Raw genomic sequence first — 26,806 nt, 5'->3', positions numbered from 1 at the left:
GTGTACACTCCCTGCGGGACGTACCGCCTTGCACGCAACGGGTGAACGGGGAGGGGCCAGTGGGCCTGGAGACGGTCGATGGACGGTTCCGGATCACGGGGGTCGTAGGGCGCGGGAACATGGGCGAGGTGCACCGGGCCGAAGATCTCCAGGCGGCCCCGGACTCCCCGCACCGCCAGGTCGCGGTCAAGACCGTGCTGCGAGGCCGGACCGGGGTCGCGGTCGACACCTCGGGGTCCGGCAAGGAGATCGACCGCTTCCGCCGCGAAGTGCGGATCATGCGCATGCTCTCCCAGGGCCACCCCAACCTCACCCTGCTGATCGACGGCGGTGTGGACGATGCCCCGGGCGCCAGCGGCCTGCCCTACCTGGCCATGGAGCTGCTGGACGGTCATCCGCTCGCGGACCTCATCGACGAGGAACCCCAGCTCCCGGTCTCCTGGGTCGCCGCGATCGGGGCGCAGATCGCCGCCGGACTCACCGCCGCGCACACCGCCGGGGTCGTCCACCGCGATCTGAAGCCGGCCAATGTGATGCTGACCGGCGACGGCACCGTCAAGATCCTCGACTTCGGCATGGGCTCGATCGTCGACGACCCCGACCAGACGCGGTTGACCAGCACCGGCGTCAGCCTCGGCACGGCCCGCTACATGGCACCCGAGCAGTTCCGCGCCGAACGGGTCTCCGCCCCGGCCGACCTCTACGCGCTCGGCTGCATCCTGTACGAACTGCTGATCGGACGGCCGCCGTTCTCCGCCAGGACCCACTACGAACTCTCCGACCAGCACCTGCACGAGCAGCCGCCGCAGTTGACCCTGGTGCGCCCGGACCTGCCCGCCGGGCTGGTCCGGCTGGTGGACCGCCTGTTGGAGAAGGACGCCGAACTGCGGCCCGACAACGCCGCCGTGGTCCGTGAGGTGCTGGTCCCGCTCGCGCTCGCGCCGGACGACACGGCCGCCCTGCTGGCTCCGCACTGGCGGGTGATGGACCCGGTGGCGCGGCTGCGCGCCCTGCTCCCGGAGCGTGCCCCGGCCGCGCCGGCGCCCGTGCCCCGCCGGGAGCCGCGCCTGCCCGACGCGATGGACGTCTTCGGCATCCACGCCGACCTGATCGGCGAGTACGAGAGCTTCACCAAGAGCGGGACGGTGATCCGGGACGCCCGGATCACCGGCTTCGTCGAGGACGACCTGGCGGCGAAGTCCCAGTGGCCCGACCCGTGGCTGTCCCTGAACCCGTTCTTCGCCGACGGCGGCCAGGTGACCGACCTCGTGCGGGACGGGATGCTGCACCCCAGGTGCGCGGAGATCTTCCAGGCCGACAAGAAGGAGACGTCGCCGCGCCCGGACGGCCGGCCGCTGACCTTCCACCTCCACCAGCGGCAGGCGATCGAGGCCGCGCAGGCGGGCGACTCCTACGTGCTCACCACCGGCACCGGTTCCGGCAAGTCGCTGGCGTACATCGTGCCGATCGTGGACCGGGTGCTGAAGGAGCGTCAGGAAGCGGGTCCGGACGCGGGGGGCCGGGTCCGCGCGATCGTCGTCTACCCGATGAACGCGCTGGCCAACTCGCAGCTCGGGGAGCTGGAGAAGTACCTGCGCCACGGTTTCGGCAAGGGCCGCGAGCCGGTCACCTTCGCCCGCTACACCGGCCAGGAGTCCACCGAGGAGCGCCGTGAGCTGCGCAGGAACCCTCCGGACATCCTGCTGACCAACTACGTGATGCTGGAGCTGATGCTGACCCGGCCGGACGACCGGTCCAGCCTGATCCGCATGGCCGAGGGGCTGCAGTTCCTCGTCTTCGACGAGCTGCACACCTACCGGGGCCGGCAGGGCGCGGACGTGGCGTTCCTGATCCGCCGGGTCCGCGAGGCCTGCCGGGCCTCGGCCTCCCTCCAGTGCATCGGCACCTCGGCGACCATGTCCACCGAAGGTTCCTGGGAGGACCAGCGGCGCGAGGTGGCCAAGGTCGCGGGGCGGCTGTTCGGTACGACGGTGCTGCCGAAGCGGGTCATCGGCGAGACCCTGGTCCGGGCGACCGACGAGGCACCGGAGACCGTGCCCGCCGAGCGGCTGCGGGTGCCGGCGGCGCCCCGCGCGTACGAGGCGCTGACGAAGGACCCGCTGGCCCGCTGGGTGGAGTCCCGGTTCGGGCTGGAGCACGAGGAGGGTACGGGGCGGCTGCGCCGCTGTGCCCCGGGCACCGTCGAGGAGGCGGCGGCCGAGCTGGCCGCCGAGTCCGGGGTGGCCGAGGAGAGCGTGCGCGAGGCGATCCGCACGACCCTGGAGGCGGGGGCACAGGCCAAGAACCCGAGGACGGAACGGCCGCTGTTCGCGTTCCGGCTGCACCAGTTCCTCTCCAAGGGCGACACCGTCTACACGACGCTGGAGGATCCGCTCACCCGGCCGCTGACCCGCACCTACCAGCTGGAGCAGCCGGGCAGCGGCGGCAAGCCGCTGTTCCCGCTGGCGTTCTGCCGCGAGTGCGGCCAGGAGTACCTGACCGTCTGGCGCACCGAGGAGGGCGGCGCGTTCCGCTACGAGCCGCGCCGGGACACCTCCGCCTCCGGGGGCCGTGACGGCGAGGGCTACCTGTATCTGGGCATGCCCGGGCAGGACTACGAGTGGCCGGCCGATCCGCAGAAGGCCGTGGACGACCGGCGGCTGCCGGAGTCGTGGCTGGAGCCGGACGCGCAGGGCGTGATGGTCGTCAAGAAGTCCTACCGGCCCCGGGTGCCCAAGCGCGTCGTCGTGGACGCCCACGGCGACGAGTCCGGCGAGGGGCTGGTGGCGGCGTTCGTCCCGGCGCCGTTCCTGTTCTGCGCGCACTGCCAGGTCTCCTACGAGCAGACCCGCGGCCGGGACTTCGCCAAGCTGGCCACCCTGGACCAGGAGGGCCGCTCCTCGGCGACCTCGCTGATCTCCGCGTCGATCATGAAGTCCCTGCGGGCGGTGCCCGAGGAGAGTCTGGGCAAGGAGGCGCGCAAGCTCCTCACCTTCGTCGACAACCGGCAGGACGCCTCGCTGCAGGCCGGGCACTTCAACGACTTCGCCCAGGTGACCCAGTTGCGCGGCGCCCTCCACCAGGCCGCGGTGCGGGCGGGCGAGGAGGGGCTGCGCCACGACGACCTCGCCGAGGCCGTCACCGGGGTGATGGGTCTCGCGCCCCGTGAGTACGCGGTGGGTGCGGACCTGCCCCCGTCCATGGAGCGCCGGGCGACGAAGGTCTTCCGGGATGTCGTCGGCTACCGCCTCTACCGCGACCTGGAGCGCGGCTGGCGCATCACGATGCCGAACCTGGAGCAGACGGGGCTGCTGCGCATCGACTACGAGGACCTGGACTGGCTCGCCGCCCGGCCCGAGCGCTGGCAGTCGGCCCACGCCGTGCTGCGCGACGCCGACCCGGCGCTGCGCGAGGAGATCGCCCGTACGCTGCTCGACTTCATGCGGCGCGCTCTCGCCATCGACGTGCAGTACTTCCGCGACGACTTCGACACCCTGCAGCGGGCGAGCGAGGAGCGCCTCACCGGGCCGTGGGTGCTGGGTGACAGCGACCGGCCGGACGTCGGGACCGCCTACCCGTACGGCTCACGGCCGGGCATGGAGCGTTCCGCGCTGTTCCTGTCGGCGCGCGGCAAGTTCGGCAAGTACCTGCGACGGAACATGCCCGAGCTGCGTGAGGCCTCCGTTTCCCTGGACGACGTCCAGGGCGTCATCGAGGACCTGCTGAAGGTGCTGCTGGACGCGGATCTGGTGCGCGAGGTGGAGGCGGTCCCCGAGCACTCCGGTCCGGCCTTCCGCCGCCGCGCGGCGCAGAAGCGCACCGGTTACCGGGTGTCGGCCGCCGCCCTGATCTGGCGGGCCGGGAACGGTGAGCGGGGCGCGGTCGATCCGCTGGCGCGCACCTACAGCAGCGGCGAGGGCCCGCGCGTCAACCCGTTCTTCCGCGACCTGTACCGCACCGCGGCCGCCGAGCTGGCCGGCCTGTTCGCGCGGGAGCACACCGCGCAGGTCACCCCGGAGGACCGGCTGGAGCGCGAGCGGCAGTTCCGCAGGGCCGAACTGCCCCTGCTGTACTGCTCGCCGACGATGGAACTGGGCGTGGACATCTCCTCGCTCAACGCGGTGATGATGCGCAACGTGCCGCCGACCCCGGCGAACTACGCGCAGCGCTCGGGCCGGGCGGGCCGCTCGGGCCAGCCCGCGCTGGTGACCACGTACTGCGCGACGGGCAACAGCCACGATCAGTACTACTTCCGCCGCTCCCAGGACATGGTGTCGGGGCAGGTGGCCCCGCCGCGCCTGGACCTGGCCAACGAGGACTTGGTCCGCTCCCACCTGCAGGGCATCTGGCTGGCGGAGACCGAGATGAAGCTCGGCACCTCGATCCCGGACGTCATCGACGTCGCCTACGACCCCGAGGGCGAGGACCGCCCCGATCCGCAGATGTCGCTGCCGCTCCTCTCCGACATCAGCGACAGGTCCTGGGACGAGGACGCCCGCAGGCGCGCGGCCGCCGCCGCCCGTACCGTCCTCGCGCCGCTGATCGCGGACTTCGAGTCGACCACCTGGTGGTACGACGAGTGGATCGAGGACCGGATCGAGCGGGCCCCGAAGGAGTTCGACGCCTCCTTCGACCGGTGGCGCGAGCTGTTCCGGGCGGCCGTCATCGACCAGTACGAGCAGAACAAGCGGGTCGTCGACCACACCCTCTCCCCGGGTGAGCAGGTCCGGGCGCGCACCCGCCGCCGGGAGGCCGAGACGCAGACGAACCTGCTGCTGAACCGCTCCGCCGACAACAAGTCGGTGATGAGCGACTTCAATCCGTACCGCTATCTGGCGTCCGAGGGGTTCCTGCCCGGCTACAGCTTCCCGCGCCTGCCGCTGGCCGCGTACATCCCGCGCTCCGGCAACCGCCGCAACGCCGACGGGGACTACCTGCAGCGTCCCCGGTTCCTCGCGATCCGCGAGTTCGGCCCCGGCGCGCTCATCTACCACGAGGGCGCCCGCTACCAGGTCACCCGCGTGCAGCTGCCGCCGGACACCTCGGGCGACCTGGCGACGGCGGAGGCCAGGCGCTGCGACGGCTGCGGCTACCACTACGACGTCAAGGTCGGCTCCGACGTCTGCGCGATGTGCGGCGAGCAGTTGAGGGGCAAGCGCACCGGCCTGCTCCACCTGCACACCGTGTACACCACGCCGCGCGAGCGGATCTCCTCCGACGAGGAGGAGCGCCGCCGGGCCGGTTTCCGCCTGGAGACCTCGTACGCGTTCCAGGACCACGGCGCCCGCAAGGGACGCCTCACCTCGCACGTCGCCGACACCGACGGCGCGCCCGTCCTCGACCTGGACTACGGCGACTCGGCGACCGTCCGCATCACCAACCTGGGCCGGGTCCGCGACAAGGAGGGCGAGCCGGACGGCTACTGGCTCGACCTGGGCGACGGCCGCTGGCTCAACGACCGGGCCGCCGCGGACGCCATCGAGGGCACCGGCATGCCGGTGGTCGACGAGGACGGCAACGAGAAGCGCCGCAAGAAGCGGGTCCTGCCCTACGTGGAGGACCGCCGCAACATCCTCGTGGTCACCCTGGACGAGCCGGAGCCCGAGCCGGTGGCGCTGTCGTTCCTGTACGCGCTGGAGCGGGGCATCGAGGCGGCGTTCGAGCTGGAGGACTCCGAGCTGACCGCGGAGCTGCTGCCCCCGGACGACGGCCCGCGCCGCCGCGTGCTGTTCACGGAGGCCGCCGAGGGCGGCGCCGGTGTGCTGCGCCGGATCCAGCACGACAAGGACGCCCTGGCCAAGGCGGCCCGGACCGCCCTGGAGATCTGCCACTTCGACCCGGACACCGGCGAGGACGAGGGCGGCCCGGCAGGCGGCGAGAAGTGCGCCCGCGGCTGCTACGCCTGCCTGCTGACGTACGCCAACCAGGGGCACCACCGCCAGTTGAGCCGGCACGCCGCCCGCCCGCTGCTGCTGCGGCTGGCCGGCGCCCGCACCGAGCGGGAGGACCGCGGCGAGTCCCGCAGCGAGCGGTTCCGCAGGCTCACCCCGCCGGCCGGCAGCGCCACCGCCATCGCCTCCGAGAGCGTCCCGGCGTCCGCGCCCACCCCGGTGGAGGCGGATCTGGCGGCCCTCGTCGCACAGGGCGACCTGCTCGGCTGGCTCAAGGCGAAGGGCTACCGGCTGCCGGACGAGGTCGACGCCCTCGTCGCCGGGGCGGCAGCCCGCCCCGACCTGGTCTTCCGCCTGGACGGCGCCGACCTCGCCGTGTTCGTCGACGTCCCCGGCCGTCCGGCCGACTCCACCCGTGACGTCGAGGCCGGCTACCGCCTGGAGGAGGCCGGCTGGGACGTCGTGCGCTTCCCGGCGGACGCGGACTGGGACGCCGTCGTCGACCACAACGCCTCCTACTTCCAGCTTCGTTGACCGCTTCCGTTGACCGCCTCCGTTGACCGCCTCTGTTGACCTCGCCCCTTCTCGACTTCTCGACCTTCAGGAACTGAGAGATCTCATGAGCCCCACGTACACAGCCGGCTCGCTGGTCGCCGCCCGTGGCCGGGAATGGGTGGTGCTGCCCGAGAGCGCCGCCGACATGCTGGTGCTGCGCCCGCTGGGCGGGAGCGAGGACGACATCGCGGCCGTCTTCCCCGCGTTCGAGGACGTGCGCTCCGCCGAGTTCGCGCCGCCGAGCGCGGCCGACCTGGGCGACCAGCGCGCCGCCGGTCTGCTGCGCACGGCGCTGCGCATCGGGTTCCGGTCGGGTGCGGGCCCGTTCCGCTCGCTGGCGTCGATCGCCGTGGAACCGCGCGCCTACCAGCTGGTGCCGCTGCTGATGGCGCTGCGGCAGCGCACCGTGCGGCTGCTGATCTCGGACGACGTCGGCATCGGCAAGACGGTCGAGGCGGGCCTGATCGCCAAGGAGCTGCTGGCGCAGGGCGAGGCGACCCGGCTGGCGGTGCTGTGCGCCCCGGCGCTGGCCGAGCAGTGGCAGGGCGAACTGCGGGAGAAGTTCGGCATCGACGCCGAACTGGTGCTGGCCTCCACGGTGTCACGCCTGGAACGCAACCTGGAGCTGGGCCAGTCCCTGTTCGACAAGCACCCGTTCACGATCATCTCGACGGACTTCATCAAGTCGACCCGCCACCGCGAGGACTTCGTACGGCACTGCCCCGACCTGGTGATCGTCGACGAGGCGCACACCTGCGTCGCCGCCGACGACCCCGCCCAGGGCGCCGCGTCGTCCGCCTCGAGCCAGCTCCGCTACGAGCTGCTGCGCAAGGTCTCCGCCGACGCCGACCGCCACCTGCTGCTGCTGACCGCGACCCCGCACTCCGGCAAGGAGTCCGCGTTCCGCAACCTGCTCGGCCTGGTGCGGCCCGAACTGGCGACACTGGACCTGGAGACGCCGGCGGGGCGGGCCAAGCTGGCCGAGCACTTCGTGGCCCGCAAGCGCGCCGACGTCCGCGACTACCTCACCAAGGAGGACGGCCTCGCCGACGACTCCCTGGCCGAGCGGACCGCCTTCCCGTCCGACCGCTGGACCAAGGACGAGCCGTACAAGCTGACCCCCGCCTACCGGGCGCTGCTCGACGACGCCATCGCCTACTCCCGCGACCGCGTCGAGGCGGCCGGGGAGCAGGGCAAGCGGGAGGCCCGTATCGCCTGGTGGTCGGTGATCGCGCTGCTCCGCTCGATGGTCTCCTCGCCGGCGGCCGCCGCGCAGACCCTGAAGACCCGCTCCGAGTCCGCCACCGCCCGCACCGCGCACGAGGCGGACGTGCTGGGCGCCCCGGTGGCCGCCGACTCCGCGGACAACGACCGGCTGGAGGGCATGGACGTCGCGCCGGGCGCGGCGGAATCGGAGGAGGCGGGCGCCCGGCTGCTCGAACTCGCCCAGCGCGCCGAGCAGTTGGTCGGTCCGGCCGAGGACGCGAAGCTGAAGGCGCTCACCCGGCACCTGAAGGGCCTGATCGCCGAGGGCTACCACCCGATCGTCTTCTGCCGCTACATCCCCACCGCCGACTACCTCGCCGAGCAGCTCGACGGCAAGCTCGGCAAGAAGACGAAGATCGCCGCCGTGACCGGCACCCTCTCCCCGCAGCAGCGCCTGGAGCGTATCGAGCAGCTCGCCGCCGAGGCCGCCGAGGCGGGCGACGACCCGGCCGTGCGCCGCGTGCTGATCGCCACCGACTGCCTCTCCGAGGGCGTCAACCTCCAGCACCACTTCGACGCCGTCGTCCACTACGACCTGGCCTGGAACCCGACCCGCCACGACCAGCGCGAGGGCCGCGTCGACCGCTACGGCCAGAAGCGCGACCAGGTCCGCGTCATCACCATGTACGGCGAGGACAACGGCATCGACGGCAAGGTCCTGGAGGTGCTGTTCAAGAAGCACCGGCAGATCAAGAAGGACCTGGGCATCTCCGTCTCCGTCCCCGACGAGACCGCCTCCGGCGTCACCGACGCCGTGGTGGAGTGGCTGCTGCTGCACGGACGGCAGGGCAGCCAGGAGAGCCTGTTCGACATGGACGGCCACCAGGAGTCCTTCGACCGCATCGACCGCGAGTGGAGCTCGGCCGCTGAGCGGGAGAAGACCTCCCGCTCCAAGTACGCCCAGCGCGCCATCCACCCGGAGGAGGTGGCCCGCGAGGTCGCCGCCGTACGGGCCGCGCTCGGCGGTGCGGAGGAGGTGCGCGAGTTCGCCCTGGAGGCGCTGCGCGACCTGGACGCCCTGGTCCGCGACCCTCGCGACGGCACCGGCGACTTCACCGCCCAGGTCGGCGGCACCCCGGCCGGCCTGCGCGACACGCTCGCCGCCACCCTGGGCAACCGGCTCGTCGAACAGGACCGCGAGATCCCGTTCCGCACCACCCCGGCGATCGCCCGCGGCGAGGCCGCCCTGGTCCGCACCGACCCGGCGATCGGCGCCGTCGCCTCGTACGTCCTGGACTCGGCGCTGGACGCGAACGCGCTCGGTCCCCGCCCGGCCCGCCGCTGCGGTGTGGTCACCACGGACGCGGTCACCACCCGCACCACGCTCCTCCTGGTCCGCTACCGCTTCCACCTCACCCTGCCGTCCCGCACCGGCGAGCGGCAGGTGGTCGCCGAGGACGCCCGCCTGCTCGCCTACGAGGGCCTGCCGCAGCGTGCCCGCTGGCTGGACGACGACGCGGCCACCGCCCTCCTCGCGGCCCGCGCCACCGCCAACACCCACGAGCAGCGGGCCCGCAACCAGATCACCCGCGACCTGGACGCCCTCCCGGACCTCGCCGCCCACCTCACCGAGTACGGCACCCGCCTGGCCGCCGAACTCGACGCCTCGCACCGCCGGGTGCGCAAGGCCAACGAGGAGATCGTCCGCGGCCTGAAGGTCGTCCCGCAGGAGCCCGCCGACGTCCTCGGCGTGTACGTGTACGTGCCGCAGCAGCAGCCTGCCGCGCCCGTCTCCCCCGCCGCGTCCGCCTCTACCGTGTCCGGAGCCGAAGCCTGATGTCCGCCGCCACCCGCACCGCCCTGGCCTTCACCGCCGTCACCACGGTCGGCGGTCTGCTCCCCGCCGACATGCTGCTGCGCATCGCCGAGGCGCGGAACCTGCCGGGCACCAAGTCCGCCGACTACGGCCTGCCCGCCTCGGTGCCCGTGCGCGACGAGGCCGAGCGCGCCTGGGAGTACCTCAAGCCGCTCTGGCGCGACCTGCGCTCCGCCCTGCCCTCGGACCCGGTCACGGGTGCGCCCTCCGCCGACCCGACCGGCCGTGCCGGCACCGACTGGCTCGCCCAGCTCTTCCGCAAGCTGGACTTCGGCGCGCTGACGGAGGTCGGCGCGGCGGGCATCCCGGCCGACTCCGACCCGGAGAAGCGGTTCCCGGTCTCCCACCGGCACGGCCCGGCCCTGGTCCACCTCATCCCCTGGAACCAGGAGCTGGACAAGCGCCCGGCCGCCGGCCAGGTCCCGGCCCAGTCCATGCTCCAGGACTGCCTCAACCGCACCGAGGCCCACCTGTGGGCGGCCCTCACCAATGGCCGTCGCCTGCGTCTGCTGCGCGACTCGTCGTCCTTCGCGACGGCTGCCTACGTCGAGTTCGATCTTGAGGCGATCTTCGACGGCGAGCTGTTCAGCGAGTTCGTGCTGCTGTACTGCGTGCTGCACGCGTCCCGGTTCGCGGTGGCGGAGGGGGCGGCTCCTTCGGGGTGCTGGCTGGAGAAGTGGCGTGCGGAGGCCGTCACTTCGGGGGCCCGGGCGCTGGATCAGCTGCGGCTGGGCGTGCAGAACGCCCTGACCGTGCTCGGGACCGGGTTCCTGCGGCATCCGGACAATGTCCGACTGCGGGAGGACATCGATCCGAAGGCTCTCCGGGATGCCCTGCTGCGGCTGGTCTACCGCCTGCTCTTCGTCTTCGTCGCCGAGGACCGCGAGGCTCTGCTCGACCCGAAGGCCGACGAGCGGCAGCGGAAGGCATACGAGCGGTACTTCTCCTCTGCCCGGCTGCGTGAGCGGGCCCGTCGACGTCAGGGCACGGCACACGGCGACCAGTACGAGGCGCTGCGCATCGTCCTCGACGCGCTCGGTGCTGAGGGCGGTCGCCCCGAGCTCGGCCTGCCCGGCCTCGGCGGCCTGTTCTCCCCCACGGAGACCGACGCCCCGCTGGACGGCCTGAAGCTGTCCAACGAGTCCCTGCTCGCCGCCGTCCGCCACCTCGCCCAGGTCCGCGACCCGGGTGCGCGTCGCTGGCGCTCCGTCGACTACCGCCACCTGGACGCCGAGGAGCTGGGCTCGGTCTACGAGTCCCTGCTGGAGCTGGAGCCCAAGCACTCCGCCACGGACCGCTCCTTCGAGCTGATTGAGGTCGCGGGCAACAGCCGTAAGACGACGGGCAGTTACTACACCCCGTCCTCGCTCATCGAGTGCCTGCTGGACACGACGCTCGACCCGGTCATAGACGACGCCGTCAAGCGCGGCGAACAGCGCGCCACCGAGGCCGGCCGCCCCGACCCGGCCGACGACATCGTCGACGAGCTGCTCTCCCTGACGGTCTGTGACCCAGCTTGTGGCTCCGGGCACTTCCTGGTCGCCTCGGCCCGCCGCATCGCCAAGCGCGTGGCGTCGGTGCGTGAGCGCAACCCGGAGCCGACGGTCGACGCTGTGCGCCATGCGCTGCACGAGGTCGTCGCGCGATGCATCTACGGGGTCGACCTCAACCCCATGGCAGTGGAACTGGCGAAGGTGTCCCTGTGGTTGGAGGCCATGGAACCAGGCAAGGCTCTCGGCTTCCTGGACGCCCACGTCAAGCGCGGCAACGGTCTGCTCGGTGCGACGCCGAAGCTGCTGGCGGACGGCGTCCCGGACGACGCGTTCAAGCCGATCGAGGGCGACGACCGCAAGTACGCGGCGGGCCTCGTCAAGCGCAACAAGATTCAGCGCGGCGGTCAGGACGAGCTGATCTTCGACACGGACACCCTGCCCGGCAACGGACGCTATGCCGCCGAACTCGCGCGCATCACCACGGCCCCCTCCGATCTGCTGGAGCAGGTGCGGGCGCAGGAGTCCGCCTACCGTGCCCACAGGGAGTCGTCCGCCTACGCTGACGACCTGCACGCCGCCGACGCGTGGTGCGCCGCGTTCGTCTGGCCCAAGCACGACGGCGCCCCCGAGGCCCCGACCGACCAGGTGTTCCGCGCGCTGCGGAGCCGAAACCGGTCCGGGGCTCCGGAGGCCACCCACACCAAGATCCGGGAGCTGCGGAAGCAGTACCGCTTCTTCCACTGGCACCTGGAGTTCCCTGAGGTCTTCTCTGTCCCGGAGTCGGGTGGTGGCGCCCAGCCGGGGACAGGCTGGGTCGGCGGATTCGACGCGGTGGTGGGTAACCCGCCGTGGGAGCGCGTCAAGCTCCAGGAACAGGAGTTCTTCGCCCAGCGCGACCCGCGTATCGCCGAAGCCAAGAACGCCGCCGCCCGCAAGCGCCTCATCGCGGACCTGCGCGACGACCGTGACGGCGAGCACCTGTACGCCGAGTTCGAGGCTGCCAAGCGCCGCGCGGAGGGAGAGAGCCACTTCCTGCGCGTCAGCGCCCGCTTCCCGCTGACGGGGCGGGGTGACATCAACACGTACGCCGTCTTCACGGAGACGGACCGCACGCTGACGGGACCGCGCGGGCGGACGGGCGTGATCGTGCCGACAGGGATTGCGACGGACGCGACGACGCAGTTCTTCTTCAAGGACTTGGTCACCAAGGGGCATCTTGTCGCTCTGTACGGCTTCGAGAACGAGGAGAAGGTCTTCCCCGGCGTCCACCACAGCGTGAACTTCGCCCTGTTCTGCATGGCGGGTTCCGGCTCCCCCGAGGCTCCGATCTCCATCGCCTTCCGGATCCGTCAGACCGAGCAGATCGTCGACCGCTCCTACACCCTGACGGGTCGCGACATCCAGCTCCTCAACCCGAACACGGGCACGTGCCCCGTCTTCCGCAGCCGCCGTGACGCCGAGATCACGCTGGATATCTACCGCCGCGTCCCGGTCCTGATCGACGAGACCAAGGCGGCGGGCGGGAACCCCTGGGACATCTCATTCATGACCATGTTCCACATGTCGAACGACTCGCACCTGTTTCGCCCCTCCGCCCAGCACGGCGAGACCTTCGACGATCTCCTCAAATCAGGCTGGACCCTCGACGGCAACGTACTCATCCGCGATGAGGAGCGCCTGCTCCCGCTGTACGAGGCGAAAATGCTGCACCACTACGACCACCGCTTCTCCACGTACGAGGGCGCCACCGAGAAGCAACTCGCCGTGGGCACGCTTCCTCGTTTCACCGTGGAACAGCACCAGGACGCCTTCGCCGCACCGATGCCTCGCTACTGGGTGCCGGAACAAGACGTGCCGACGGGCGAACTCGACAAGGACGGCAAGCCCGTCATGGCCCCGGGCGTGCGGAGCCGCTTGGCTGCCAAGGGCTGGGACCGGCAGTGGCTCCTCGGCTGGCGTGACATCTGCCGAGCGAGCGACGAGCGCACGATGATCGCCGCATCAGCCCCGGCCTATGGCTTCGGTCACCCCTACCCCCTAGTGCTCCCAGCCTCGCCGGACCATGCGCCACTGCTTTCCGCTGTCTGGTCGTCCATGGCCTGTGACTATGTGGTCCGCCAGAAGATCGGCGGCACCCACCTCACCTACGGCTATGTCCACCAGGTACCAGTGCCCAACCCCGATCAGCTCGCGCCCCACGCAGCGTTCATCACATCTCGCGTCGTCGAACTCACCTACACCGCAATCGACATGAGCGCGTTCGCCCGCGACCTCGGCGACACCGGCGCCCCCTTCCGCTGGGACCTCGATCGCCGTGCAGTGATCCGCGCGGAACTGAACGCTCTCTTTCTCCACCTTTACGGCATCTCCCGCGACCACACCGCCTACATCCTGGACACCTTCAACGTCACCCGCGACAACGACATGAAGGCGCACGGCGAGTACCGCACCAAGAACCTGATCCTCGCCGAGTACGACCGCATGGCCGCCGCCGGTCTGACCCTCGAGACCCCGCTCGCCGAGGGCGAGTCCGGTACCTACCGCTCCACCCTCACCCCGCCCCCCGGCCAGGGCCCCCGCCACGACTGACGTGCCCCCGGGGTGGCCCCATCCGGTGGCCACCCCAGGGCATGCCCCACCGCTCAGCCAAGGAACAACGCACGTGGTACGTCGAAGCCAGAGCAGCAATCCTCGTTCGGTCGTCGTCCTGACCTCGGGTACGGACTGGGGTACCCGTGCCGCCGGGCAGCGGCGGAGCAGTGGGGCCGAGTCCCCCATACCCAAGCGGCAGCCCGCGAAGATCAAGGCCTTGCAGCAGACCATCAGGGTGGCCCGCCTGGCAATCAACACGAAGCACTGGAACGAGGCGCGTTACGCACTCAGCCGGGCTCGGGCCCTCACCAACGCCCTCTCCACCAACGTGGCCCTGCAAGAACGTGAGCAACTCTCAGCGCTCCGGAAGAAGTACGCGGCGCGCAACACGCCGGCCGCAAAGAACGCCAAGCAGGGGAAGTCGGCACCGGCCAAGCGTGCGGGCGACAAGAAGCCTGCCCCGAAGAAGTCCACGGCGAAGAGCGCCGCCCAGCAGCCGAAGCCCGCGCCTGTGCGCGACCTCGGTGACCGTTTCATCAACCGCGCGGCCCTCGGCTACGGCCCCACGGGCGAGACCCAGGGCTCCCGAACGCGGTGAGGGCGTGCCGTCCGCCACTCCAGCGGACGGCACGCCCTCAAGCCGCTCAGCGCTCCGACGCGAACCGCACGAACTGTCCCCAGCCTTCACAGCCGACGACGAAGGCCGGGCGGGTCACGTCCTTGGAGTCCCGTACGTGGATGGCCTGCTCGGTGACGGCGACCTCCACACAGTCGTCGCCCGAGCTACCGCTATAGCTTGACTTGAACCAGGCGAGTTCCGTCGTGCTCATGTCTCTCCTCGCAGTCGCTCCAGCAAGGCCCTGGAATCTTTGGGGTGCAGGGCCTGCGACCGCAGTGTGTCATAGCGCTGCTGGAGAACTCTCACCTCTTTCGAGTCACCAATCAGCCGCCCGCTCTCCTGGCCCTCCGAGTATGCGAGTCGACGCCCTTCTGGGGTCTCCAGTAGGCGCAGAGGCCCATCCATGCACGAGTGGTACTCGGCTTCCAACGGCATGATTTGCAACGTCACATTGCGAGGCAACGTGTGCTCCAGAACGTGGTTCAGCTGCTCGCGCTGCACCCCGGCACCGCCCAGTCTCCGTCGCAGGACCGCTTCCTCAACGATGAAGTGGAACGGAACTGTCGGACGCTCATACAGCATCCGCTGCCGCTCCATCCTCGCCGCAACCTGAGCCTCCAACTGCTCATCCGTCAGCAGCGGAATCCGGTTCTCGAAGAGTGCCCGCGCGTACCCCTCCGACTGCAACAACCCCGGCACCAACCGGCACTCGTACGTGCACAGGCTCACCGCCTCCCGCTCCAGCCGCGCCCACCGCCGGAACCACGCCGCGAGCCCCGCCTCGCCCCGCGTGAGATGGCGGGCGGCCTTCCGCAGCGCGCCGGTGTTGCCCAGCGCCTCCTCCGCCCGCTCCACGAACGCCTCGTCCGGCATCCGGCGCCCCAACTCCACCGACTCCACGGTGTGTTTGGAGTACTGGACGCGGGCACCGAGGTCGACCCGACTGAGCCCCGCGTGTTCGCGCAGCGCCTGGACGAAGGCGCCGAACGTGCGCAGGCTGTCCGACGGATGCGGCTCCCGCTCCCACTCCCCCGCCGGAACCGCCCGCGCACCAGCGCCGCCGCCGGCCGCCTCCCCCTCGACTTCGACAATGTCCATGCGCCGCCCCTTTCCTCCGTACCGCACCGCGACGGCTCCTCACGCCGCCCCGCGTTCACCGTCCAGCGTGACGGAAAATCAGACGTACCGTCCACTCTTCGTGTCCGTACGCTGACTCAGCGTACGGGGTGCCACACTCGTCCCCGCCCTCGTCCGACCGCCACTCTGAGGTCACGGAGAGCCAGGAGAAACCGTCCGCGTCCACCGCTCACCTGCGGAAACACCCGGGCGGTCGTCTCCCCTCCCGTGAACTCCCGCCCACCACGGGCGGCGGCGGCCGGACCTGGCCGCGTCAGACGAGCTGGAAGGTGCAGTCATGCAGAACGGAACCAACCTGTACGCGCTCGACATCGGCGGGGCCTCGTTCACGAAAGCGTGCGGCGGACCCTGCACCGAGGGGTGCGTGACGCTGGCCCGGATCGGTGAGGACGCCTGGGCCCTCGGCGACAGCAAGCGGCCGGACGCGCAGCCGCTGCGGTTCACCACGCAGGAGCTGGACGCCGCCGGTATCGACCCGGCGCGCTTCGGCCTAGGCGCCTGACCCTCCCCCCTCCCCTCCCACCGCCGGCCGGACCGGGCCCCTCCCCGCGTCCGGCCGGCGCTCCTCGAGACGGGAACGGCTCGTGCACCACCACGCCTACCTCTGGACCGGCCCGAGGGCGCGCTTCGACGACGAGGCCCTGCGTCGACCCCCGCATCCCGAGCCGCCCCCGGCCGGGAGCAAGCCGGAACTGGTCGAGCGCTACCGCCAGGTGGCCGCGGAGTTCCGGACGTCGGAGCTCCCGCCCCTGGAGACGGCGTACTGGCTCGTCAAGCCCCGCTCACTGGTGCGGGGCACCTGGGACGAGGCGAAGGAGGCGGCGGCCTGGCTCGGCGAACGGCTGGCCGAGTACACCCCGCGATTCGCGTCGGAGAGCGACCGGGACACCGCGCGCCTGGCCCGGCTGGTGGACGCCGCCGCCGAACGCCTGCACTCGGGCGCCGACGTGTCGTACGGCCACTACCTCGAACGCCCCTCGTACCTCTCCCTGGCCGTGGTCACGTGCTCCCCCAACCGCGCGGCCCCCGGACTGGCCTGCCCGTGCGCGTAGAGCAGGCTCGGCACTCGCCCCCGCCCTGACCGCACGCCTCGGCGTCGACCCCGGAGACTTCCACCAAACGGGTGATCACACCTCAAAAGCCAACGAATGTTCTTGCTTCGCGCATAGTTTCACGTCATGCCCAACGTCAGTCACGACACCCTGCACGGCTTCCTGCCGGGACGTCCGAAAGCACTGAACCGTGCGCTGGACCTCCTGGACCTCGGAATCCCGCCCGGTGTCACCACCGAGACTCTCCCGACGGACGCATCCGGCGCCCCGAAGATGTTCACCCGGAGCATGGACTCCGTGCTGAGGGTGGTCCGTCCCGACGGGCGCGATCCGTTCATCCTGCTGGTCGAGGCGCAGAGCGGCATCGAGACGAAGAAGGAGACCTCGTGGCCGTACTACGTCGCGTACTTGCGTGACCGGTACAAACTTGAGGTCGTCCTGCTGGTCCTGTGCGTGGACACGGCAACAGCGGCATGGGCGGCCAGACCTCTGCGCACCGGCCTGGGGCGCCCCACCCAGGTGACAGTGCCTCACGTGCTGGGCCCGGCCAACGTTCCGCGTGTCAGCCGGATCCAGGATGCCTCAGCCGACCTGGACTTCGCCGCCTTCTGTCTGTGGATCCACAGCAACGACCCGGACATCGAGGGCATACTGACGGTAATGGGCGAGGCGTTGGCCCAGGACACGGACCGCGAAGCGCGGGACGACCTGGCGGGACTGATCGAGGACGGCTTGGGCAGCGAACACGCCCGGAAAATCTGGAGGAACCTGATGGAATCCCTCTTCACCCCCAGGCGAGGCACCATCGTGGGCGACGCCCGCCTCGCAGGACAGGAAGAAGGACGCGAGGAAGGACGCGTGGCCGGAATGGCCGAGCGACTGCTGCGCCTGATGGAGCGCCGCGGCTTCTCGATGACGGAAGAGACCCGACAGCGCGTCATCACCTGCACGGACATGCCGCTCCTGGATCTCTGGTTCGACCGCGCCATCGACGCCACCACCCTCGACGAGATCTTCGCCAGGCCCTCCGCCACGGACCGCGTCCCCGCCCCCGCCCAGAGCCCGGAGCACACCGCAGTCCCCAGCCAAGAGCCGAGGAACCCCGGGTCCTCGGCCACCTGACACCAGAAGCGCACACCCGGCCGCACCCCACTCCGGGGTGCGGCCCGCTCGGTTCACGGCCCGGTCCCCAACGCCTCGTACATGCCCGTTCCGCAAGCGCGCCGACTCCTCTCCGCCGCCGTACGGTCACCCTGCGTACGGGGCGCGGCACTCGCCCCCGCCCTCACCCGACCGCCAGTCTGACGGCATGAACCACGCGACATCCCCAGTGGGCGCCCCCGTCGGCACCTTCACCCAGCTGCTGTCGTCCACGCGGCGCGGCGCCCGTCTCGCCCGGCTCCTCGCCGTGACCGAACTGCGCTCCCGGGGCGCCTCGCAGGACCTCACGGAACGTGCCGAACTCGTCGTCGCGGAACTCGCCGCCAACGCCGTCCTGCACGGCCGCGTGCCCGGCCGCTGCTTCCGGCTGACCCTCGCCCTCGACCCGGCGGCCGGCCGTCTGCGCGTCGAGGTCACGGACGCCCGCGGGGACCTGTGGCCATGGCCGGCCCCGGCGGAGGACGGGCCCGACGCGCTCCCCCTCGGTGGACGCGGCCTGGCACTCGTCACCGCCCTCGCCGACCACTGGGACTGCGTCCCCCACCCGCCCGGCGGCAAGACCGTCCGGGCGGTGCTGACGACACCGGCCGACGGGTGAGGGCGTCGCCCGAGGAGAGCGGAAGCCCGCGCGCCTACGCCTCCGCGGGCAACGCGGGGAACACGACCACCGAGCCGTCCCTTTCGCGGGCGATCTCGATCGCCACATCCGTCGGGCGGCCGTTGACCGCGACGCCGTCGCCCAGCCCACGGATCTGGTACGCCGTGCGCATCAGCCGGTCGACCTCACCGGTCGTCAAGACGGGACGCACACTCTTCGGGCGGGCCAGCTCCAACGCCGACAGGCGCAGCAGGACACCGGCAAGGCCCTTCTCCAGCTCGTCGAGGCGCTGCTCGTCGCTCCTCAGCGCGCGGGTGAAGTTCTCGAACAGGTTGTCGGGCTCGCTCTGGGCCTGCTCGACCGCCTGGAGGACGTTGACACGCCGCTTCAACGCGATGGCCAGGGCCGCCAGTTCGAGGTAGGTGCGGAACGTGCCACCCTGGTCGTCCACGCCGGGGAACGACTCGGTCAGCGTGCCGATCTCGACGGGCTCACCGTCGGGAAGCCGGTCGAGCGCGCTCGTCCACCGGGCCAGGCGGATGTCAGCCTTGCTCAGTGCCGTGTCGATGGCGTGCACCGCCGAGTCGAGTCCCAGCGAGACACCGAGCCTGCCCTGGTCGAGCAGGATGGCCGTGGCCTTGTCGATGGCGGGACGGCAGCCGTTGAGCGCGCTGTGCTCGTCGTCGAGCTTGTCGGCCTGAAGCTGCTCCAGCAGTTCCGTGATGTGCGCGATGGCCTCCTGCCGCTTGGCGTCGGCATGCGCGCTCACCCCGACCGCCACGGCCATGAGCACGAGTGGAGCGGCCACGGTGAGCAGCGTGCCCCCGGCGGCCGCGGCACCGGCGGTCGCACCGGCCCCGCCGACCGTGCCCGCCGCTGCCGCTCCTTCGACCCGCACGAACGTCGGGTTGGCGACGATCTTGCCCGTCGTCGAATTCACGAAGGTGCCGTAGAAGCAACCGGTCGCACCCTTCGGCACCATGGGGCGAACAATGCCCTGCCCCAACTGCTTGGCGACCTTCGCCGGAACCACCATGCGGTACAGCCCCTCGCCGGCAGCCGTCGTCTTGGCCGCCGCGGCGGAACCGCGCGCCGACTGCGTGACCAGCTGCGACAGGTGCTGTGCCAGCGGACTCGCGGCATCGAGCGAGATGCCCCGGCCGCGGTCGAGCTTGTCCGGCAGCGGATGCACCTCGAGCGTGGCGATCGGCCGGTCGGCCAACGCGGCCAGCACACCGCGCAGTTCGGCCAGGCGCTCAGCCGTCATCGGCCCGCCCCCGGCCACCGCCGGCACCTGGACGTCACCTGTCGCCAGCGTCCAGACCGGAACGGTTGCCTTCTTGCGGTAGTCGATCATCGTCCCCCCTGACTCATCCCCACGTCAGCCCACAACTGACGTTCCAGCAGAACCGTATAGCCGAATCACAGCACCCGGGTGTCACTCGATCCACATCGGACCGTCCCGGAACCAGGCCGGCTTCCTCGCACGCCTGCGACTTCCGTCGCGTCGTCACCGCGTCTGCGCCCCGTGCGACCCCTTCAGCCGACGGGTGACGCACACCGCTTCGCCCCACCCCGTCACGAACGTCGGAACCCCGGCCAGCTCACCGCCGGTATCGCCAGAGCTGCCGCAACCGCAGGGCCTCCATGGCCCGGTGGGTTTCGAGCTCCGTATCGGGGACGGGTTCCCGGCCGAGGCCCACGCGCACCTGGCGGTAGAGCCGGTGTGGGGCGGCGACGGAGCTGTCGACCAGCGTGGACAGAAGCGGCTCGTCGGCCGGTGTGTCCCGGTCCACCGCGACGAGCAACGCGACCTGGTCGTCGGGGTGCAGGGACGGAAACTGCCCACCCGCCCTGAGACGGAGGTCGCCCCAGTTCAAAGGGGTGCCGTCGGCGCGGGCCAGTTCCTCGAGGATGCCGCGGACCGTGACGGCCGACTTGTCGATCCTCTCGGCCGGCAGGCGGTCGTCCTGCGGTGGCTCGACGGTGCGGCCTGCCCCCGACGACGTGTTCCGCGAGGCGGCCACGGCCTGGGCGGACCGTTCGGCGGACACCCGGTCCTCCACCCTGCGCCGCCACCGCCTGAGCTGCTTGGCGTCCGCGACCGGCAGCGGCTGGGCGAACTGATCGCAGTGCTTCCCGATCTCGTCAAGCAGCCGCACCAGATCCTGGGTGGACCGGTTTTCATGGGTCTGACTCAGTTCACCGAGCAGGCGACGAATCTTCCTGAGGTGCGGATCCTTCTTCTCGACCGGCTTCGCTTCGAGGACCTTGACCCGTTTCGGTTCGGGAGAGACGGTCCGAGGCTCCGTCTTGGCAGAGGTGACTCGGCCCGGACCGCCCACGAGGAACCGCTTCCCTCGACGACGTCCGTGACCAGCAACCGGACCGAGCCCGCGAGACGGTAGACGTACTGGTCCGTGGGAGCCTGCACCGTGTCGGGCAGGGACAGACAGGCCCGGACGATGCGGCTTCCCGTCGGCTTGACGAAGCCGGGAATCAGGCGCCTGCCCGGCACGTCCAACGGCGACGAGGACAGGGGTGCCGCTTCCGTGTCCACCGCGAACACGACCTGTCCACTGGGCAGGGGAACACTGCTGGGAAGCGGCTCGCAGCCGATACCGTCGTCGCGGACCGCTCCCTTGGCGCGCAGCTCCTCGAGTGCGGGCGTGACGAGGCCGCTCTCGGTCATCCGGCAGTGCTCCAGAGGAGCCCAGTCCGTCCTCTTTCCGTCGGTCACGGTGCCGATGGACACACGACGGTCATTGCCCTCGGTCTCGCACCGTACGAGCAGCGCGTACCCTCGGCGCGCCACCATGTCGTCCGTGAGCGCGCCGGTCCGGCCGAAGACCCACTCGATACGGCCCTCCTTCGCGCCCAGGCTGTCCGCCGCCTTGCGCCAGCTCCGGTAGTCCTCCGGGTGGAGCTCGAACCGCCGGAAGTGGCCGCCGAGGCATGGCCCGGGCTCTCCCGGTGAGGGCGATGGGCCCCTGGCTGCCTTCGCGCGAGCCCTTCGTGAGCTCCGGGAAAGGGCGGGCGGAACAGTCGACGTCCCAGGCGTTCACCGGATTCGATCCCCTTGCGGGCGATGCGGACGCCGATGCGCTTACCCCACAGCCGTTTTCGCAGGTGGGAGCGGGCCGGCGCGAGGCGTCCGCCCGCGCCGCCCGCCGGGCCACCGATCTGGCTCAGGAATACACAGGCCTCCTGACCACCGGCCCGACGGCGGGCGCACTGCTCCCGCCGGACACGGCACCGCTCTGAACGGCCCCTCGGGTCAGGCCCTGTCGGGCCAGGGGAACCCGAGTTCCTCGGCGCGCTCACGGCTGCCGCCGCACACCTTCGCATAGGACTTCGGGTCCTCTTCGGCCAACCGGCGCAGGGCGGCTGCGGCCTGTGCCTCGGGCGGGGTGCCGTCGTCCCGGATGTCCCAGCGGAACTGGAGGGGGCTGTCGGCTCGTTCGGGACTGCCGGGCGTCGGCCCTGGCCTGTACCAGAAGGTCACCACGGCGGTGTCGGGGTCGTCGAAGCCACTGCTGATCCAGCCTCGGTCCGCGTCCCATCGGCTCAGCAGATCCGGCTCCTCGATCAACCCCGACTTGATCAGGCGGGCGACGGTGCGAGTCCGCCAGGACCAGGAGCAGTCGGTCTCCGCCCTGGCGATCTCCGTGTCATAGGCGGAGGCGTCGAACCGGTACGCGGGCAGCTCGGACGCGGGCTCACGGGAGCCCGGCATGGTCTGCCGCCAGTTCTCCCACACCACCTGGTCCGCGTCTCGCCGGATGGTGACGTAGAGCGCGCCACAGCACCCCTCGGTGCAGTAGGCCTCCGCGAGTTGCACCTCGCGGGGCTCCGCCCCGGCCCTCAGCCGGCCCTCGTCCAACAGGTGATCGGGGCTGTGGGCGGACCCACGGCCGAACACCGCCGGAACCACCGGACGGCCGTCGATGAGCACACGCGCCTCGACGGGGTCCCGGTCCGCGGGGTCGCCGGCCACCACCTCGACGCGGAATCCGTCGGGCGTGGCCGGGCGCCTGAACGGCTGCCGTCCAGTGCGACGGATCCAGTCGGCTCGCCGCCGCTGGTCCGCCGCGCTTGCGGTGGCGCCCGCCACCGCCCATCGGGGCTCGGCCAGCAGCCGCCCGAGCGATTCCAGCAGTACCGCGCGCCGTCCGGGCGGCCAGTCCAGCAGCACGCCGGTGCCACTGCTCAGATCCAGGGCGAGCGACAGCAGCATGGCCGCGTTGTCGAGGGTGGGCGGCAGCAGACCGGCTCGGCCGACGACGCCGTCGTACACGCGGAGCGCGTCCCGGTAGGCGAGGAGGTCGGTGGGGTCGTCGCGTGAGCATCCCATCCGGACGAGCAACCTGCCCGCGCGGGCGAGCAGGTCGGTGTCGGAGGGGTGGCGGTCGAGGAGGTCGGGCAACTGGGAGGCCTCCGCGATCCGGCGGGCGACCGTGCTGCTGACGAAGCGGGGTGAGGCAGGAAGCGCGACCAGTTCCGGGCGGACGGCCTGCCGGGCATCTGCCCACAGGGCGTGGACGAATGGCCGCAGTTCGTCACTGCGAGCGTAGACCGCGAGCCACACGACGGCTGCGGATCGGCGATCGAGGATGTCGAGCGCGTTGATCACTGGGCCGGTGAGATCTCGGAGCAGACCGAGAACGGAGAGATACGGAACGTCCTCGGGCTCGCCGAGGCGGCCCAGCAGGGCGATGCCTGCGGTGACGGTGGACGCGGTCGTACCGGTCCGTATCAGCCTCCGTCCCAGAGTGCGGGCCGCATCCACCTGGTCGGCCGGCAGCGGCAGCCCGGCGACGGTGAATCCGATCAGGTATCGGTGGCGGTCCTGGATACCGAGTCGTTCGAAGCGGCGATGCAGGGTGGCGGGGTCGTCCGGGAGTGGACTGAGCGCTTCCCGGATGGCGCTCTTCGCCTCTTCCCGAGGGAGCGGATCCTTGCCCGTAGCGGTTTTCCGAGACCGGGAGTAACCGCGCCGGGGCGGGACTCCATCGGGGGACTCGCGCAGCAGATGCAGGGCTTGGTCGTACAGAGCGGTCGGGGCGGTGAGCGCGTCGCGCTCTTCCTGGGCGCTCACCGGGTGAAGTGGGACTCGATTCCGTAGGTCATGTCCGCAGCTTGCCAGCCGGTCAGCACCGTGTCGAAGGAATTGTCGTCCCACCCATGTATCCGGTGCCGTCGGCGGGAGGCGGTGGCAGGGCGGACACGGGACTCTCCCACCCCATGCACGGGCCAGGCGCCGGAGACGCAGCGCCCGGGCTACCAGGTCAGTACTGACGGGGCGATCACTCGGTACGTCGAGGTTGAAGCACCTGGCAAGGCCATCCAGCCCAGACCGTTCCTCACCATGACCGGCTGACCCCACACTCTTCCGCTCCCCATCCTCGCCGCACAAAAGGAGGCCGGCCGATGGCCACCGTGCTGTTCAAAGACACCACCCACCAGGTAGCTGACTTGATCACCGACATCCGACGCGGTGAAATCGCTCTGCCCGACCTGCAACGACCCTATGTGTGGGAACCGGCCAAGGCGCGTGAGTTGTTCGACTCCATGAGCTGTTTCCAACCTCATTTTGAGGCGTTGAGGTGGAGGGTGAGGACGGCCTGGACGAGGGCGGTGATGCGGGTGGTGCTGCACCGCAGCTTGCGCAGCAGCCGCCAGGTCTTCAGGGTGGCCACGGCCTGCTCGCCGAGCGCGCGGATCCTCGCATGGGAGACGTTGACGGCTCGCTGACCTGCGGACAGCCGCTCCCAGCGGCCGCGGTAAGGCACACGTACCGTACCGTCGGCTCCCTGGTAGCCCTGGTCGGCCCAGCAACAAATGCCGGCCTCGGCCAGGGCGTCGATGACGCCGCAGGTACGGGCCGCGCGGACGTCGTGCACCGCGCCGGGCAGAGCCGGCGAGGCCCACAGCAGGTGGCCTGGGGGCACCCCCGGCCGAAGGCTGGGGGAGGGTCGGCGAGGGCCTGCACGTTCATCCCGTGTTTCCGGTGCTTCCGGAGTAGTACGGCCGGTCGGCGGCGATGCGGTCGATGGGCAGCACCGTGCCGTCGAGGATCACGAACGCTTTGCGCGCCGCTGTCCGGTTGGCAGCGGCAAGGTCCGGGGCGAGCTCCGCGAGGATCTCGACGGCCTCCGCCACATAGCGGTACACCGTGGCAACACCGACGCCGAAACCTGCCGCGAGCTGGGGGGATGTGTGTCCACAGCGCAGATGGGCCAGCACGAGCAGGGCCTGGCGATCCGCCGGAAGCCGCCGCCACCGCGTGCCGCGTTCGCGGCGCCGGACGCTCAGCAGACCGGACAGGAACCGCAGGGTGGAACTGGACAGATCGAGTCCCGATGGGTAGACAAGCACACGAAGCTCCGGGCGGACAGGTTGCTCTTGGTCGACAACCCATCTACCAGGAGCTTCACCTCTTCCCACCTCCGGCCCCCACGCCAACTCAGCCTGACATCAGCCAGGTTGGAAACAGCTCGCTGTATTCGACCAAGGCTGCCCTTGGAAGTGGTCGTTGCGTTCTGCGCGGCTCACGGAGGCCAGGGTTCTTGAGCGGGCCGCGCCGATGCCGAGGCGATTGCGGAGGGTCTTCGCAGGGCTGCGGCTCGATCCCCACCCCTCACACACAAGCCATCCGGCACGGCTCACGGCACGCTCCCATGGCCCACGGCGCACTCCCCCTGGCCCCGGCAACCGGCAACCGACATCCCCCAGTTGTGCCCACCCCATGGATACGGTTCAGGGGCCCGCAGCGAGAGCTGCTGGGCCCCTGAACCGTAGTGGGGTCCGCCCCCGACCTCGGGGAGTTACGCCGCCAGGCCGCGCTCAGCGTTCTGCGGAGTCTTGGCGGGGTCCTCGGCGAGGTAGCGCTCGATCGAGTCGTCGAGTTCTTCGAGCCACGGTGTGTGGTGCTCGGCGGCCAGGGTTCCCGTCATGACCGAGCGGTAAACACGGTCGCGGTAGCCCATGATGTCGGCCTTCTTGTCGCGCTTCCACGCGAGGAAGATCTCGACGACCCGGTCGAGGTCGAACTCGGGGTAGTCCGTCTGTCGCAGCAGATCACGCACGTAGTCGGCCTGGAAGCGGATCTCTTCGGCGTCCGAGGAAAGCTTCTCGAAACGTTCCCGCCACTCGGCGATGGACGCGGAGCGTTCGGTCTCCGACGGCAGCTCGGTGCGGCCCAGGATGAGGTCGCGTACGTACCAGGCCTGCGCGTCGAACATGTTGAAGGTGAACCACTGGTCCTGCGCGCCGAGGTAGGCCAGACGCGGGTTGTCCTGCCACACGACACCGCGGTAAAGGCCGTCCGGGTACACGTTGTTCGGGGAGGTCAGCGCGAGCTCGTCGGGCAGGAACGGGTACTTGTGCAGGTAGCCGGTGCACAGGATGACGGCGTCGATGTGCTTCGAGGTGTCGTCGGCGAAGTGGACCGTGTTGCCCTCGATGCGCTTGATGACGGGGCGTTCCTCGAAGCCCTCGGGCCAGTCGTAGCCCATCGGCGCGGAACGATAGCTCGCCGTCACCGAGCGTGCGCCCATCTTGAACGCCTGGCTGCCGATGTCCTCGGCCGAGTAGCTGGAGCCGACGACGAGGACGTCCTGCCCCTTGAAGTCTTCCGCGCCGCGGAAGTCGTGCGCGTGGGCGATCTGCCCGGGGAAGGTCTCGATGCCAGGGAATTGCGGCACGTTGGGGAAAGCGAAGTGGCCGCTGGCGACGACCACATGGTCGAACTCCTCGGTCGTCGTTTCTCCGGTGGGGAGATTCTCGACCGTGAGCGTGAAGACCTCACGCTCGGCGTCGTATTCCGTCCAGCGCACGACGGTCTGGAAACGGATGAAATCGCGCACGTTCGTCTTCTTCAGCCGGGCGGCGATGTAGTCCCACAGAACCGGGCGCGGCGGGTATGAGGAGACGGCGCGACCGAAGTGCTCGTCGAAGGTGTAATCAGCGAACTCCAGCGCTTCCTTCGGCGCATTCGACCACAGATTGCGGTACATGCTCGAGTGCACGGGCTCGCCGTACTCGTCGAGTCCGGTGCGCCAGGTGAAGTTCCACTGGCCACCCCAGTCAGCCTGTTTCTCAAAACAGACAATCTCGGGGATGTCCGCCCCCGCGCGCGCTGCGGTCTCAAAGGCCCGCAGCTGAGCCATGCCCGAGGGGCCGGCACCGACAATCGCTACTCTTTTTCCGTTCGTCACGTATGTCCCTTTATTTTCGCCATGCGGCCCTGCACCCACCCTCACGGGCAGGACGGAGCCATCCGGTCGCCAGAATCCGCACGTATCGACCGGCTCAGAGAGACGGATTTCTTTTGACCGTAGCAGGATTGGCCCAGTTGCGCTAATTTGCTGTCGCAATCAACGGTGTCAACCCGTCGGAGGTGCGGGCCGCGACAGCCGGTCCGGCCGTGCGGCTACAGGTCGACATCAAGCCCCACTCTCGGCGGATGAACTGCAGCTTCGTCACCTCGTCGGGTGCGACGGGACCGCCCCTCGGGCTGGCCACGAAGGTCGTCGCCCTGCATGCCTTCACCCTTTGAACTTCACATCAGCAATGCAGTAGAAAGGGTGGATGGCGCCCTGGCGGAAATGTGCCCGACCGCAGC

At 70.6% G+C, this 26,806-nt stretch carries 14 protein-coding genes and 2 pseudogenes; 8 read left to right on the top strand and 8 right to left on the bottom strand.

The annotated features are described in order from the left end of the window. Nucleotides 1-59: 59 nt before the first annotated feature. The 4 genes from ACFPZI_RS25650 to ACFPZI_RS25635 all read left to right on the top strand — a co-directional run bounded on the left by ACFPZI_RS25650 (nt 60) and on the right by ACFPZI_RS25635 (nt 14,211). The gene (locus ACFPZI_RS25650; RefSeq protein ID WP_381367363.1) at nt 60-6,425 is read left to right on the top strand and encodes a protein kinase domain-containing protein; all 6,366 of its coding nucleotides are present in this window, start codon (nt 60-62) and stop codon (nt 6,423-6,425) included. A gap of 85 nt (nt 6,426-6,510) precedes the next feature. After that, nucleotides 6,511-9,489, top strand: coding sequence for a DEAD/DEAH box helicase (locus tag ACFPZI_RS25645; protein WP_381367360.1), 2,979 nt, complete (start codon nt 6,511-6,513; stop codon nt 9,487-9,489). Then, nucleotides 9,489-13,610, top strand: coding sequence for an Eco57I restriction-modification methylase domain-containing protein (locus ACFPZI_RS25640; RefSeq protein ID WP_381367357.1), 4,122 nt, complete (start codon nt 9,489-9,491; stop codon nt 13,608-13,610). Before ACFPZI_RS25645 ends, ACFPZI_RS25640 begins: the two co-directional genes overlap by 1 nt. A 73-nt stretch (nt 13,611-13,683) precedes the next feature. Continuing rightward, nucleotides 13,684-14,211 (top strand): hypothetical protein, encoded by a 528-nt coding sequence (locus tag ACFPZI_RS25635; RefSeq protein WP_381367354.1) that lies wholly within the window; start codon nt 13,684-13,686, stop codon nt 14,209-14,211. 46 nt (nt 14,212-14,257) lie between these two features. Here the strand turns inward: ACFPZI_RS25635 and ACFPZI_RS25630 are convergent, their stop codons facing one another. Together ACFPZI_RS25630 and ACFPZI_RS25625 are read right to left on the bottom strand one after the other, a co-directional pair. Beyond that, complete coding sequence (locus tag ACFPZI_RS25630) at nt 14,258-14,443, bottom strand: DUF397 domain-containing protein (protein WP_381367351.1); 186 nt, start codon at nt 14,441-14,443, stop codon at nt 14,258-14,260. After that, the gene (locus tag ACFPZI_RS25625) at nt 14,440-15,330 is read right to left on the bottom strand and encodes a helix-turn-helix domain-containing protein (protein ID WP_381367348.1); all 891 of its coding nucleotides are present in this window, start codon (nt 15,328-15,330) and stop codon (nt 14,440-14,442) included. Before ACFPZI_RS25625 ends, ACFPZI_RS25630 begins: the two co-directional genes overlap by 4 nt. 316 nt (nt 15,331-15,646) lie before the next feature. Here ACFPZI_RS25625 and ACFPZI_RS25620 point away from each other — a divergent pair, with 316 nt between their 5' ends. The 4 genes from ACFPZI_RS25620 (at nt 15,647) to ACFPZI_RS25605 (ending at nt 18,180) form a co-directional block, all read left to right on the top strand. Further along, nucleotides 15,647-15,871, top strand: coding sequence for a DUF397 domain-containing protein (locus tag ACFPZI_RS25620; protein WP_065001541.1), 225 nt, complete (start codon nt 15,647-15,649; stop codon nt 15,869-15,871). 82 nt (nt 15,872-15,953) lie between these two features. Continuing rightward, on the top strand, nt 15,954-16,421 hold the full coding sequence (locus ACFPZI_RS25615; protein WP_381367345.1) for a hypothetical protein: 468 nt from the start codon (nt 15,954-15,956) through the stop codon (nt 16,419-16,421). Nucleotides 16,422-16,547: 126 nt separating this feature from the next. Further along, on the top strand, nt 16,548-17,543 hold the full coding sequence (locus ACFPZI_RS25610; RefSeq protein ID WP_381367342.1) for a hypothetical protein: 996 nt from the start codon (nt 16,548-16,550) through the stop codon (nt 17,541-17,543). 187 nt (nt 17,544-17,730) lie between these two features. Then, on the top strand, nt 17,731-18,180 hold the full coding sequence (locus ACFPZI_RS25605) for an ATP-binding protein (protein WP_381367339.1): 450 nt from the start codon (nt 17,731-17,733) through the stop codon (nt 18,178-18,180). Nucleotides 18,181-18,214: 34 nt separating this feature from the next. Here ACFPZI_RS25605 and ACFPZI_RS25600 read toward each other — a convergent pair whose 3' ends face one another. The 6 genes and pseudogenes from ACFPZI_RS25600 to ACFPZI_RS25575 form a co-directional block, all read right to left on the bottom strand. Next, nucleotides 18,215-19,537 (bottom strand): hypothetical protein, encoded by a 1,323-nt coding sequence (locus ACFPZI_RS25600; protein WP_381367337.1) that lies wholly within the window; start codon nt 19,535-19,537, stop codon nt 18,215-18,217. Between the two features lie 247 nt (nt 19,538-19,784). Further along, nucleotides 19,785-20,525 (bottom strand): hypothetical protein, encoded by a 741-nt coding sequence (locus ACFPZI_RS25595; protein ID WP_381367334.1) that lies wholly within the window; start codon nt 20,523-20,525, stop codon nt 19,785-19,787. Nucleotides 20,526-21,225: 700 nt separating this feature from the next. Next, nucleotides 21,226-21,318: pseudogene (locus tag ACFPZI_RS25590) on the bottom strand (IS5/IS1182 family transposase); the annotation flags it as partial. 139 nt (nt 21,319-21,457) lie between these two features. Then, nucleotides 21,458-23,278, bottom strand: a complete 1,821-nt coding sequence (locus ACFPZI_RS25585) for a hypothetical protein (RefSeq protein ID WP_381367332.1) — start codon at nt 23,276-23,278, stop codon at nt 21,458-21,460. Between the two features lie 490 nt (nt 23,279-23,768). Beyond that, nucleotides 23,769-24,558 (bottom strand): annotated as a pseudogene (locus ACFPZI_RS25580) (transposase family protein). A gap of 449 nt (nt 24,559-25,007) precedes the next feature. Next, complete coding sequence (locus ACFPZI_RS25575) at nt 25,008-26,444, bottom strand: NAD(P)-binding domain-containing protein (RefSeq protein ID WP_381367329.1); 1,437 nt, start codon at nt 26,442-26,444, stop codon at nt 25,008-25,010. Nucleotides 26,445-26,806: the final 362 nt, after the last annotated feature.

The organism is Streptomyces chlorus, assembly GCF_042655885.1.
In the GTDB taxonomy this organism is placed as follows: Bacteria; Actinomycetota; Actinomycetes; order Streptomycetales; family Streptomycetaceae; genus Streptomyces; species Streptomyces chlorus.
The sequence above is the reverse complement of the archived record's forward strand: the minus strand, read 5'-3'. Positions and strand labels throughout refer to the sequence as shown.